This is a genomic window from Methanomicrobium sp. W14 (assembly GCF_017875315.1).
In the GTDB taxonomy this organism is placed as follows: domain Archaea; phylum Halobacteriota; class Methanomicrobia; order Methanomicrobiales; family Methanomicrobiaceae; genus Methanomicrobium.
On sequence record NZ_JAGGMM010000001.1, the window covers coordinates 492,491 to 505,376 of the forward strand.

General features: G+C 39.2%; 14 protein-coding genes. 9 read left to right on the plus strand and 5 right to left on the minus strand.

The features are described 5' to 3' along the window. Window positions 1-17 precede the first annotated feature (17 nt). Together J2128_RS02605 and J2128_RS02610 are read left to right on the plus strand one after the other, a co-directional pair. Entirely contained in the window at window positions 18-326 is a 309-nt protein-coding gene (locus J2128_RS02605; RefSeq protein WP_209689403.1) for a 2Fe-2S ferredoxin, read from the plus strand. 3 nt (window positions 327-329) lie between these two features. Further along, complete coding sequence (locus tag J2128_RS02610) at window positions 330-968, plus strand: Fe-only nitrogenase accessory AnfO family protein (RefSeq protein WP_209689405.1); 639 nt, start codon at window positions 330-332, stop codon at window positions 966-968. Window positions 969-1,723: 755 nt separating this feature from the next. On the opposite strand, the gene J2128_RS02615 is transcribed toward J2128_RS02610, so the two are convergent. Continuing rightward, window positions 1,724-2,587: a hypothetical protein gene (locus J2128_RS02615; protein ID WP_209689407.1), complete on the minus strand. Its 864-nt coding sequence runs from the start codon at window positions 2,585-2,587 to the stop codon at window positions 1,724-1,726. 196 nt (window positions 2,588-2,783) lie between these two features. Between J2128_RS02615 and J2128_RS02620 the strand changes: the two genes are divergently transcribed. From J2128_RS02620 to J2128_RS02640, 5 genes are all read left to right on the plus strand, one after another. Continuing rightward, entirely contained in the window at window positions 2,784-3,065 is a 282-nt protein-coding gene (locus tag J2128_RS02620; protein WP_209689409.1) for a hypothetical protein, read from the plus strand. Next, window positions 3,062-3,403 carry a hypothetical protein gene (locus J2128_RS02625; protein WP_209689412.1) on the plus strand — a complete coding sequence of 114 codons (342 nt, stop codon included), beginning with the start codon at window positions 3,062-3,064 and terminating at the stop codon, window positions 3,401-3,403. Before J2128_RS02620 ends, J2128_RS02625 begins: the two co-directional genes overlap by 4 nt. A gap of 310 nt (window positions 3,404-3,713) precedes the next feature. Further along, on the plus strand, window positions 3,714-4,058 hold the full coding sequence (locus tag J2128_RS02630) for a hypothetical protein (RefSeq protein WP_209689415.1): 345 nt from the start codon (window positions 3,714-3,716) through the stop codon (window positions 4,056-4,058). A 218-nt stretch (window positions 4,059-4,276) separates the two neighbouring features. After that, window positions 4,277-4,741, plus strand: a complete 465-nt coding sequence (locus tag J2128_RS02635) for a hypothetical protein (protein WP_209689418.1) — start codon at window positions 4,277-4,279, stop codon at window positions 4,739-4,741. Between the two features lie 81 nt (window positions 4,742-4,822). Continuing rightward, the gene (locus tag J2128_RS02640) at window positions 4,823-5,284 is read left to right on the plus strand and encodes an ester cyclase (protein WP_209689420.1); all 462 of its coding nucleotides are present in this window, start codon (window positions 4,823-4,825) and stop codon (window positions 5,282-5,284) included. A gap of 71 nt (window positions 5,285-5,355) precedes the next feature. Here J2128_RS02640 and J2128_RS02645 read toward each other — a convergent pair whose 3' ends face one another. Further along, complete coding sequence (locus tag J2128_RS02645) at window positions 5,356-5,739, minus strand: DUF2283 domain-containing protein (protein ID WP_209689422.1); 384 nt, start codon at window positions 5,737-5,739, stop codon at window positions 5,356-5,358. A gap of 346 nt (window positions 5,740-6,085) precedes the next feature. Here J2128_RS02645 and J2128_RS02650 point away from each other — a divergent pair, with 346 nt between their 5' ends. Then, entirely contained in the window at window positions 6,086-7,834 is a 1,749-nt protein-coding gene (locus J2128_RS02650; protein WP_209689423.1) for a radical SAM protein, read from the plus strand. A gap of 24 nt (window positions 7,835-7,858) precedes the next feature. Here J2128_RS02650 and J2128_RS02655 read toward each other — a convergent pair whose 3' ends face one another. Continuing rightward, window positions 7,859-9,691, minus strand: coding sequence for an AAA family ATPase (locus J2128_RS02655; RefSeq protein WP_209689424.1), 1,833 nt, complete (start codon window positions 9,689-9,691; stop codon window positions 7,859-7,861). 642 nt (window positions 9,692-10,333) lie between these two features. Between J2128_RS02655 and J2128_RS02660 the strand changes: the two genes are divergently transcribed. Beyond that, complete coding sequence (locus J2128_RS02660; protein WP_209689425.1) at window positions 10,334-11,197, plus strand: IS5 family transposase; 864 nt, start codon at window positions 10,334-10,336, stop codon at window positions 11,195-11,197. Here J2128_RS02660 and J2128_RS02665 read toward each other — a convergent pair. Beyond that, window positions 11,163-11,876 (minus strand): hypothetical protein, encoded by a 714-nt coding sequence (locus tag J2128_RS02665; protein ID WP_209689426.1) that lies wholly within the window; start codon window positions 11,874-11,876, stop codon window positions 11,163-11,165. The genes J2128_RS02660 and J2128_RS02665 overlap by 35 nt on opposite strands. Before the next feature lie 172 nt (window positions 11,877-12,048). Further along, the gene (locus J2128_RS02670; protein WP_209689427.1) at window positions 12,049-12,852 is read right to left on the minus strand and encodes a hypothetical protein; all 804 of its coding nucleotides are present in this window, start codon (window positions 12,850-12,852) and stop codon (window positions 12,049-12,051) included. Between the last annotated feature and the right edge of the window lie 34 nt (window positions 12,853-12,886).

Sequence of the window (12,886 nt, forward strand, 5' to 3'; positions counted from 1 at the left end):
TAAAAAGAGGTGAAAAATTGCAGAAACCAAAATATCATATATTTGTATGCACGAGTTCAAGACCAAACGGCCAGCAGAAAGGGTTCTGCCTCTCGAATGACGGTGTGGAAATCCTTATGAAGTTTGTCGAAGAGATTGAAGACCGTGAACTTGAAGGAGAGGTGTTTGTTACGAATACCGGATGCTTCGGGGTCTGTGAGCAGGGCCCGATTGTTGTCGTGTACCCTGACAACGTATGGTACGGGTCAGTTACCCCCGATGATGTCGAAGAGATAATGGATGAGCATATTGAAGGCGGGAATCCAGTTTCACGCCTGGAAATCTGAGTTATGAGTACTGATGCGAGTGGTAAGAAAAGAGACATTGCAGTAATTCTTGATACAGACGGTGAAACGGGAAGGCTTTCTGATCCCGGAACAATTGTTGTCTATTCAAAGAACGGTTATTCGTGGGAAGTTGCCCGTGAGACCGAATTTTCGATAGATAAGAGCCAGGGCCTTCCTGAGCTTCGCCAAAAGATGCTGGAGCTTAAGGACTTTCTTGCAGACTGCCGGATATTTGCGGCGAAGTCCGCAAGCGGGGCCATGTTCTTTGAGCTTGAGAAATCCGGGTTTAATATCTGGGAAGTTTCGGGAAGGCCTGCCGAGTTTCTGGACAGTATTGTCGAGCAGGAGATTGCGGAAGATCGGGCGGAAAAACCGGAGCCTCTGGAAATTCCGGTCCCCCTGGAGGTGTCCCCGAAAAACTATTACATCTCGATTAAGGAAATCCAGGGAAAGGTACCTGATCTCAGCAGCAAGATGATCCTGCAGGACTTCATAAACCGCAAAAAGTTTGAGAGTCTTGAGATTGCCTGCGACCATGTCCCGCCGTGGATTGAGCTTGACGCCCGGAGAATAGGACTTATGATGGAGACTGAAAAAAAGGCCCCGTGCGAGTACCTTGTGAGGCTGGCACCAGACAGCTAAAAGAAGCTGGAAAAGACAAATAGAGAAAATCAAAAAAGTAAAAAAAAGTAGAATTGTATACACCCCTAAAAATTTACTCCCACAGATATCAGTGACCGGGAACTTGTTGATATTAGTTAACCCCTACTACCATCTCTCTCCACCCCCCTAAAGGTCACCGGTACTACAAAATAACGTTAAATATCAAAATAAATTCAGTTAAATGTCAGAAGTTTGATGGTGGCGGCGGAAAGGCGATAAGGCATTTGTTTTAAGGCTCTTTCCTTTCAGCCGTAACATATGTCTGTTCCGCAGCCCCTGCAAAATTGCGGTGTTTTTTCGCCGGCATATTTTTTTTGAGTTTTTTTATTTTCACTGTTAAAAATCGGCTTATATTTTTAATTTTTTCTTTTGCATTCTTTCTTAATAGTCAGTACAAGGTACAAAATTTATGGACTCAGGTGACGGACTGGCTGGTGCAAACAGGTGCAGGAAACTGGTGAGTATATATAAACCCACAACTGGAAGCTGTCTGGATTTTTTCAGTCATCTGACAAAATTATACTAAAACCGGCTGGGAAATCCAAAAATAACTTCCATACACCGTTTCCGGTGGTCCTTATAAAGGGTAAGCACAAAAACCGATCACACCAAAAATGAAAAATCTAAGCCTGCAGAATGCCTGTTTTTGCCGGTTTGAGGGGGTCACCTGCGGTGGTCTTTATAAAGGGGAGGGCATGAAGGCGATCACACCTGGACCCGGGAAATCGGAGGCATTAGGTACAGATAGAAACGTTTTTAGCACAAAAAAGTATACTGTTGTAACAACACCCGTTATCAGAAGGGTATGAAAACTTCAGGGCATTTTTTACAGAAGGTCTGTCATAGAATCTGAGATTATTATTCCTGCATTCTCCTATTATTGCAAGGTCATAGTCCTCGTTTCTGAACCGTTCAAGAAAAGACACATAATCAAACCTGTACCATGTAAGACCCGGGAATATGTCCCGGTATTCTGAAGGAAAAGCGCCGACTGCAATAATTTTTTTATTTCCTCTGGGAAATTCGTATTTCGGTGAGATATAATCGAAGACAAAGCTTTCGGGGTTGTTCAGCTCAAAACCGTCACTGACATACGGGCCTTTGAGTTCAACAGGGGATTTGGTGTATACAGTCTGTACGTTTCTGTCGTGAAACAATTTCCAGGAGTCACTAATCAGGTCATCTGTATAAATTTCGTCGCTGACATGCCATTTCCTGTATAAACCTCTGACATGTTTCTCCCAGCCGTCTTTGTTTTCATAGTCTATGACCTCGTTTATATTTTCAAAGAGGTCCGCAAAGACCAGACCCATAGGGGAATAGGCAAACGTTATCTCAAAAATGTAGACGTCAAAACCCTTTGGTGTCCATTTCTCAAATTCTTCTTTGCTTTTGGCCGCCTCGTACGGCATGGTGTAGTGATAGCAGCCTTTCTCAAGGTATGAACTTACGTCGTACTGTCCTTTGTTTAACTGAAGGCAGGCGACTTTTTTTCCTTCTTTCTTAAAGTGCTTCTCAAGAAGGAGGGCTGTCGTCGTCTTGCCCATGTTCGGAACAGAAGCAAGGACATAAATTTTTGGCAGTTTTTTGGTAGTCATCACGCATAAATTAACTCGTTATCGATATTACCCTCATTTAAATAAGAATAAATAGGGGCAGTTCAGCCGGAAAATTTTTGGAGCGGTGCTTAAAAATGGAAAAACAGGACGATGAAAGAAACGGTTTTTCCTCATAGTTTCCGGTACTCACGGCGGTACAAAAATTATATAACATTATACAATGAAATGTACATCAATGCCGGCTGAAGTTGAGAAGAGGACAGGCTGTCATTCGCCTACACTGGACAGTATCAGAATGGTGGAAGATTTTATCAGAGAAAACAGCGGTGAGTTCAAAAAAACCGCTCTCTGCAAAGAACTTCCGAAACAGATGATGTACCAGACCTTCATGCAGATAATAGATTATCTTCAGGAATCAGACAAAATCGCATTTGACAGTGAAGGTCATGTATGCTGGATATATAACCCGGAGATTGTTAAGTATTACAACAACCGTGAGGATCTCAGAATAAGATGACAACTCGTATTTTTTTCAATGATACAGATGTATCCGAAAAATACAAAAAACTTAAAGAATCCTCAAATTCTAAAGATGTCCTGATTTTAAAAGAGATAAACAAAGCAATCGATAAACTTGCAAAAGACCCTTTTTTGGGGATTCAAATACCTAAACGCCAAATCCCAAAAGATTACACCAGAATTTTTAAACCTGACAACCTCTGGAAATACGATCTTGACAGGTCATGGAGACTCATATACTGGATTTCTTCTGACGATGAAGGCCGGATTACTATTCTTATTGACTGGATGAACCACAAACAATACGATAAGTTATTTGGGTACAGCACATCATGAAAAATCAGGGGTAGTGGACAAACTTATCCCCTTCGCAAACATATATTTCGCCTGAGTTCTCCTTTTTATCAGAAGATTTTTCGATGGCTTTCTTCTGGTTGTCCGCTATCATCCCGAGAGCGATGAGCCATTTTATAACCTTTTCATAAGGCCATTTGCGTACGGTGTCGACATCGACACAAAGCTCCTTTGAAAGGAAGTAGAACTCAAGGTCAAGTCCGACCTCCGCCTCCCAGGTGTCTATGCAGTCTGACCCGTATTCAGAAAATCCTCAAAATTTTCAGTAAATGACAGAAAACATGCAAAATCATTGATCAGCCAGACTCCAAGAGTAACAAAAAGCCAGTGTTTTATGATGAACAAAGGCTATGATGCAGAATGGATTCATGAATCTATCTGGGGATATATCGGTGCAAATTCTCGAATTCCTGTAAGAAAATGGGTCGAAAAGATCCACATAGGAGAAGTCCGGTTTGAAATGCTTGATAACCTTGATCAGGAAAAATACGGACGAATAAATTTTGTTGAATGTGTTTTTTCAATGATTAAACGTAAATATGGGGATGCTTTGTGCTCAAGAAAATACTATAATCAGATTAAGGGAATCAAAGTCAGAATAATTCTTCACAATCTGCTTCTTGAAAAAAGTGATTAGGTTTTCTACAGAGCCGAAATATCTCTTTTTTAGAGTAATAATACATTTGTTACAAAATGTGCTTTTGATTGAGAACCTTTTGCAGAAATTAAAAAAGGTGATATAGCACTTTTTGTGAAATTTATTATAGACATATTTTTTCTTTGATTATCTTATGCTTTAATTACAGTATCTGCCGAAATAGATATCTGTAACAGGTTAACGGAGCAAAAATTCCTATGAGTCTTCTTTTCAAAGATAAACAATTCGATTTTCAGGCACTGCGTCTTTTGGGTGAAGCTGTTTACGGTTCCGCCGATATCGGGGAAGTGGTATCAACCGCGGAGAAAATCAGGGAAAACGATTACGAAAGCTGGTGTTCGGAATGGACAAAAACCGCTGAAAGACTGAAAAAAAGTGCTGATGAATCCTATTCATCCGGTCATTTTGTGAGCGCCAGAAAGGCATACCTGCGGGCTTCAAACTACTATCGCACTGCGGAGTTTTACCTCCATGAAAACCCCGGTGATCCAAGGATTTCGAAATTATACAACGAAAGTCTTGCATGCTTCTCAAAGGTCATGCAGCTAAACGACCCGGTTATAGAAAGTGTAGGAATTCCCTACGAAAAAACGATGCTTCCGGCACATTATTACAGGCTGAAGGGAATGTGTGAATTTCCAGCCGTATTTTTCGTTGAATAATTTTAAGGAATTACATTCCCGGCAACTGTGTTCTTTAAATATAAAAAAAGAGTAAACCCCTAAAAAAGAGGTTAATTCATCATGTCAGCTGAAGAGAACAAAGAACTGGTTAAAAAATTTATTAATGCCTACAATAATCGTGATATAGATTTGTTTGACAGTCTTGTAGCCGCAGATTATATTGACAACACCCACGGGCAAAAGGGCATCGAAAGTTTCAGGCAGCTTTTTCTGGACGCTTTCAGAGCATTTCCGGATTGGCATGAGAATATTGAGGACATCATCGCCGAAGGCGACAGAGTGTGGGTCCGTGTTAAGGCAACCGGGACACATACAGGGGAATGGAGTCTTTCCGGAGTTGCACTTCCGCCGACCGGAAACAGGCTTGAAATGATGATGGTTTTTATCTGGAGAATCGCTGACGGCAGGCTTGCCGAAGGCTGGGAAGTGGACTCAGATTCCGATTTTCTGATAAAGCTCGGCGTAATGGATTACACCGAAAAGGGGAAGGAAATTTTTGCAGAAAATCCGGGTCAACGTTAGTGTAAAATTAAAATGTGCCGCCTATTCATTTCTGATGTAAAAAATGCAGTCCTGATTCAGGACTCTCAACATCAACAGACACCGCATGACATCGTCATGTTCATGGCCGGCATATTATATTCGTTTATGTCTGTCGTTTTTATTGTCCTTGGAGTGGATTTGTTCCTTATTTTCAGGATAATTAAAAGTTTAAGCTCAATTTTATCATCTGATATATCAAGGTTTAACTCTATCTGGTGAGGGTTTCCCAGTGCATGCTTTGAAACACCAAACTTTTTTGATGCGTTTGAAATTTCAACTCCTTTAAGGGAGTTCTCTTTATTTAAGTCAGGTATTATATTATCCAGGTTTAATGAGTGACTGTAATCTTCACCCCTGGTAAAAAAGAACAAGCTGTCATTTTCATAACCATAATCTATTGTATCTGCATCTGTTTCAACCGGTTCGACAGCCATTTTGTTTTATCTTTCTGTTTATTTCTTTCCTGTAGCATATAATTAAATTATTATCTCATCCGTTCGTTGTTCCGGGTCGGTTATATACAGTTAAGGTGTCAAAAGTGTCACGTTGGTTTATTCATTTTCTTAACGGTTTTTCATTTTCTGTGACAGTTGAGAAAAACATTATACTAGTCCTGTTTATGTAAATCAGGTTTAATATACAATCATTTTATTTTTTCTGCATTTTAATGTTATATCAGAGATTTTGTTCTTTTAAATCACGCAGGTGAGTGAAAGAAAAACTTTTCAAGCTTTTTATGGATATAGCAGCAGGACGGGGCGGCAGAAGAGAGTGCTTAAAATGAGTGTACATTGTATTACAGAAGAAAAAATAACAACAGACAGAGAAAACTCAACTGGTATATATTCAGTCAGGTGCAGCATCTGCGAGAACCGGTGCACAATAACCGAAGGTGCGACCGGAAGGTGCAGAATGTATACCGTATCGGACGGTCTGCTTAAGGAGAAGTATCCGGGAATGCTATTCGCCATGTACCCGGTCTCCATAGAAAATATTCCCATACTTCATTTCATGCCCAACGGAAAGCTCATGCTTATCTCGACAATCGGCTGCAACTTTTCATGTCCGGGATGTGTATCCTGGATGATAATCAAAAGCCCGGATTCGGTATCAAGGATGCTGAAAAAAGTCAGTCCTGAAGAGGTGGTTAAGTCCGCAAAATCAGAGGACTGTTCAGGAATTGTTTTCTGCCTGAACGAGCCTTCGGTGTCCTATTACAGTTTTCTTGAATATATCAGGGCCGCAAAGGAGAACGGCCTTGTAGCCGGCTGTTCTACAAACGGATACATGACGAAGGAGGCGGTTGTTGAATGCTCCAAATATCTTGATTTCGTAAATATCGGCCTTAAAGGGTCAAGCCCTGAAAGATACCGTGAGTGCAAAGCAGCATCCCCTGACTCCGTATTCAGAAATATCAGGCTTTTTCATGAAAACGGTGTCCATGTCGAAGTTTCTATAATGCACCTTCTCGGAAGGGAGGAAGAAGTATTGAAAGCCGCGGAGATTATCGGGGGAATTTCGCGTGAAATCCCTCTCCAGATAATGCCTTTCATGCCGCATGATGAATCACAGAGAAAGGACCGTCCTTCAGTCGCCGAGTCTGAAAAACTCTGCACTTCCCTTGAACAATATCTTGACTTTGTATATATTTTCAATACTCCTGAAACAGAACGCCTGAATACCTACTGCCCGTCATGCAAAAGGATAATAATAAAAAGAAAGTTCAACGGCCCTATGGGAGCGAAGGTGATAAGCTACAGGGAAGGAGGAGTATGCGAATGCGGGAGGGATATCGGGATTAAGGGGGAGATAAAACCTCACGGGTTTTCCGAACCAAGATACATCGGGGGATATAGGTCAGTCAAGGCCCTTGACGGAATAGCAGTTCACCTGAAAACACTGGGAGTTACCGACAGTTCAACGGTGATAGACGTCTGGATAAAAGCTCTTGAAAGCGGTTATCTAAGTGAACTTCATAAGAAAACGTCCACAGTAGAAGGGTTCTTCAACGACCTCGGTTATTTTGCATCTCTTGTCGGGGCAGAAGAAAAGTACCGGGAAATCTACAGGAAATATCACCCGGTTGTCGAAAAGATATCCAAAGCCGTTGCCGGAGCAGAAACTCCTCCGGTGTATTCTATTATGGCAAAACCTGTCCTCCCACTGTTCGTGGATAAGATGGACATAGACCTTATACGCATCGCAGGCGGATACCCGATAAATCTGGAACTGGGACTTGACGATAAGTCAACGGAGATGGAGATCGACCCTGAAGTTATAAATTCGTTCAGGCCGGAATTTGTATTTGTCAGCGGCAAGAGAGACGGCAGAGGTCTCACACCCGGTGACTGGCGTGAAGCGGGCTTTGATATCCCGGCTGTTGAAAAAGGAAACGTATTCAGTTTCTTCTATCCTGGCTCGGACAGCATTTTCGGCTGGACAATTACTCTCATGGACCTTGCAAACCGTATCCACCCTGAAATCTTTTCTTTTGACCTGGAGAGGGAAAGAAAACTGCTTGCAATATGATAAATTCGGAAGGCTGCTAAAAAATTAAAGGGATATACCCTTTAAATCATCCAGGATTATTGTGGACAAATCTTCTTTTGATGGATTTTCTTTCATAGCAAGTCTGTTTGACATATTCTTATACGCCTGCTCAAAGAAATTCCGGACTTCTCTGCCATTTGCAAAATCCGCTCCCTTTGTTTTGCATCTTTTTTCAAAGACAGCTTTTGCATAAACCTGACTTTCTTCCGTCAAAGTCATTCCGTTTTTATGGCAACGTATATTGAGGATCTCTATCAGTTCGTCAGGAGAATAATCTTCAAAGTTAATAAATTTGTTAAATCTGGAGCGAAGACCGGGATTTGACTGTAAAAATTCCTGCATTAAATCCGGGTATCCTGCAACAATAACCAGAAAATCACTGCGATTATCTTCCATTGCCTTTAACAAAGTAGCGATTGCTTCATCACCAAAATCATTTCCCCCTTTTGAATTTGTCAACGTGTAAGCTTCATCGATAAACAAAATACCTCCCAGTGCACTCTGCACAACTTCCTGAACTTTTAGTGCAGTCTGACCGACATATCCTGCAACAAGGTCTGATCTGTCCACTTCAACAAGGTTTCCCCTGGAAAGGACGCCCAGTTTGTGATAAATTTCAGCAACCAGTCTTGCTACTGTGGTTTTCCCGGTCCCGGGGTTTCCGGAGAAGACCATATGTAGTGAAAGTTCAGGTTGATTTAATCCGTTATTCTCGCGGATCTGCCTTAATTTTACTAGATTTATCTGTGAATTTATATCTTCTTTTACTGAAGACAAACCTGTAAGTTCGTTAAGTTCTCTGAGTAAGTCTTCCAGTGATTTCCCGTCATTTTCACCGTTAAGGTCACTTAGCATATCGTCAAGACTGCTTTTGCTGCTGTCTTTTATTATTCTTTTAGATTGATCAGACGTTCCTTTCTGCAGTAATTCCTTCACTTCTTCTGTTGATTCAATATCGGGATTATATTCCAAAGCGTTATTATATGCTTCATTGCATTCATTTTCAGGTGCATGAGTCATTTTCAGGGCATAATACCGACAGTAACATAAAAAAGCATTTAAACCCTTAGTTTCTTCATGATCTGGCAAAAGAACCAGTGGATGGTCTAAGGAATCCTGATATTTACCGGAATCACAAAAACAGGTAGTTAAAGTTGCATTTGCAATATAATATTCAAGGGAATCCTTCTCACATAGTTCTAAAACTGTATATGCAGATTCAATGGCATCATCAGATCTTTCCAGTTCAGCCAAAACCAGCATTTTTCCACACCATGCACCGGTTTTTTCCCAATCAACTTTAATAGCATTATTATAAAAATTCAAGGATTTGTCATAATTTTTAAGTTCACGATAGACATCACCGATTCTTTTATAAAATTCAGCTATATAAACATCTGGAGAGGATTCTAATCCGTCCTGATATTTCCTAAGAGCAAGACGATATTTCTCGGACAACATCAAAAATCTTCCGCGTGATAGATTAAGTAATGCATCAGTTTTTAGTTTATTATCAGAAAAGTCATAACCAAAAGTATCGTCCCAGGAATAAAAAGCATTATAGCAGGCTTCTAATAAATTCAAAAATTCTTCAATAGAGCCTGTATCATCTTCAAAAACTTCAAAATATTCATTAATCCCGGATTCTAAAATGTCTATTGAATTATTGTAATATTCAAAAGCTCTTTCGTATTTTGATTTAGCTTTGTTCTCTTTTCCGGATTCGTAATATTTTTTTACATAAGTCAATTCATGAGTTAAATCATTAAGCATCTCAACAAGTTCATCGGATAAATTCTGTGAGGAATCACTCTGAAATATATTGGAAAAACTCATATTACCACACATCACTGCATAATTCTGATTCCAGTTTAAACAAAGCCTCATTTGGAATATCAGATGAAGACCCTGTAAATAAATTATATACGATATGTTTTATGGTTTTGACGCAGAATAAATGATTAAAATCATTAAATCGACCCATATTACTATAATTATCATAACAAGATATTAATTTTTTTAAATATTCATAATCAAAATATTTGAAAAATTGGCTTTGTAGAAAGCTTTAATCACCTTTTTCAAGAAGTGTATTATGAACTATAATTCTTGTCTTAATTTTTCGAGGTGGTTATAACATTTTCTTGAACTCAGAGTGCTGCTGTACTTATGTTTAATCATTGAAAAAACATACTCAATAAGATTTCTTTGTCCATTTTCTGTGTGTTGTGTGTTCAGGTTCCCAAACATCTCTCTTCTATGTTTGTCGGATTTTTCCTCGTATATTTGTGGTTAAGTAATATCAGAACTCCTGTATGATCGATCTTTCGGTCGCTATTTTCAGGAAGATTCCCACAAAGAGAAAATTTATAAAATTTGGCTCTGTAGAAATCCTCAGATAAAATATCGACCGAAAGATCGATCGTACAAGAGTTCCAACATTATTTAACCACAAATAAGTGAGGAACTACCAAATAAATGTTGCAGAACAGGTACATCAATCTTGTGAAAATCTCTCAGGAGGTAATAAAGGAATCAAAAGTACCTCTTCGTTCATCTGTTTTCTCTAAGAAGAAATTTAACCAGCATCAACTTCTCTCATTGATCATTTTAAAGGAAGAAAGAGGAGTTAATTACCACAATTTCTGCGACCTTTTAGAGATTTTAACTCCTATAAGGGACTTATTGAATCTACAGGAAATTCCTCATTTCACTACTCTCCATAAATTTTTTTCAGGATTTCCTGCACGGATTTTTGCCATAATTTTAACGAAAACAATCAAAAAATTGTTGCAGAAAGGCGAGAAGGTTCCGGTTACATCAATTGATGCAACCGGATTTACCAGTGATTATGCAAGTCATTACTATTCAAAGCGCATCGGAAAAACGCGTAAAAGCTTTGTAAAAACATCAGTTGCAGTTGATTCAAAAAGTTTACTGGTCCTGGGTTGGAAATTTTCAAAATTCCCGGTAAATGACAGGAAACATGCAAAATCATTGATCAACCAGACTCAGAGAGTAACAAAAAGCCAATGTTTTACTATGGATAAAAGCTATGATGCAGAATGGATTCATGAATATATTCGGGGATATATCGGTGCAGATTCTCAAATCCCTGTAAGAAAATGGGACGGAAAGATCCACTCCGGAGAAGTCAGGTTTGAAATGATTGAAAATATTGATCGAAAAAAATATGGTAAAAGAAATCTTGTCGAATGCGTTTTTTTGATGATTAAACGTAAGTACGGAGAGACTTTACGCTCAAGAAAATATTACAACCAACTCAAAGAAATTAAAACAAGATTTATCATTCACAATATGCTTCTAGAAAAAAGGGATTAAGGATTTCTACAGAGCCGGATGTTTCAACATAAGGCTGATATGAATCAATACCATGGTAACCGTATGGATATTGCCAGTAGCAATCATTCTTTGCATCATCTGCTGCATCTGCAATCTTTTCACCGTCCTTTGCGTGTTCCCAAAACTGTTCAGACCAGTAACATGATTTCGATTCAATAATCGATTCATCTAAGCCTATACAAACATCGGCACCTTTACCTACTGTCAGCCATGCTAAATTCCCGTGATACTGGCTGTCATGTGAAGAGTAGCATGCAAGATAAACGGCAAGTAAAACACCATCGAGAGCGTTTGCTCCATAATTTTCGATATAATACCTGCTATTTCCAGGTTGATGATTAGAATTATACTCCCCAATAATCAACGAATTGCTGCCAAATACAATGCCCCCACCATTTACTCCATTGTCATATGAAAGTCCGTGACCGTTAAAGAAGAATATTGCATCATCCTCAAAATCGAAATATGCATCTGATGCGGGCCGATTTGTATCAGAATAACCAGAGTATCCCATTGCTTCCTGATCATCTTCTGCATCTTCTGCCGTTGGAGTTGTATCCAAAGTACTGTCGGAGATATCATAATTATGTGCCGGATAAGCACTTGCAGAGCACACAATCAGCGATATCAAGCTTATTAAAAGAATAATTTTTTTCATAATTTTTACTTCCACTAGAATCTTTCATTTAGACTCTATGAAGCAATATTTGATTCTCAGTGGGGACCTTATAAAATAAAAGGCAATAGTTCGGAAAAAAACGAATGATAATAATATCCAGACCTTTCCAGCAATATTTTAGTATGAATTAATCCGGAAATTTATTCAAAACTTAAGGAGCATCAGGACACATATAGCTGTTTTCACAGGTTATTTTTGGGATATCCGGAGCGTCACTTGCCTTCAAAACAAAATACACATATTCTCTGGGAATATTTTCAATATCACATTCATCGCAATTATCACAAATTTCAGACATCGTATATGTCTCATTATTACCATCTATAAAAAAAGATGGCAAATATATAGTCAGAATCAGTTCAAATACCTCACCAGGTTCTGGCCTGAGCAGTTCTCCGGTAACTCTGTACTCCTTGTATTCTCCGGCAGGAAGATCAGTTACCTCGATATCTTCAACAGGAATCTCTCCTGCTGCTTCTTCATGATAATATCCCGTACTTAGATTAATTTCAACGACAGTAAATGTCACATTATACAGGGCTTTACCGCAATCAATTCCCGCTCCATTATATGCAGAATAATCAATACTGAGATTATTTCCTTCAACGGATATGTCAGGAGTATACCAGAGATCTTCATATAATTCGGGTTTTGAAATATCCTTACTGAAATAATTTCCTACAAACAGGGGTTTGCTCCATTTTTCCGGATCCTGAAGCTGAAATGAATCGTTTTCGATATAATATATAATAGTGGGAGTCATATTTTCAGTTCTGGGATTTGTAGAGTCTATAGCATATCCTGAGAACCAGTCTAGTCTGGTTGGTTCACTGGAGTAAACATGTGCTGATTCATAATGTGGGGCTGCAAAAATTATCAGATTCAATAAAACAAGAGTGATTGCCGCTGCAACGATTGCCAACACTTTTACCGGTTTTGAAATTTTTTTATCCATATATCTGCTAAAACCCCAAGGAACAATACTAAGA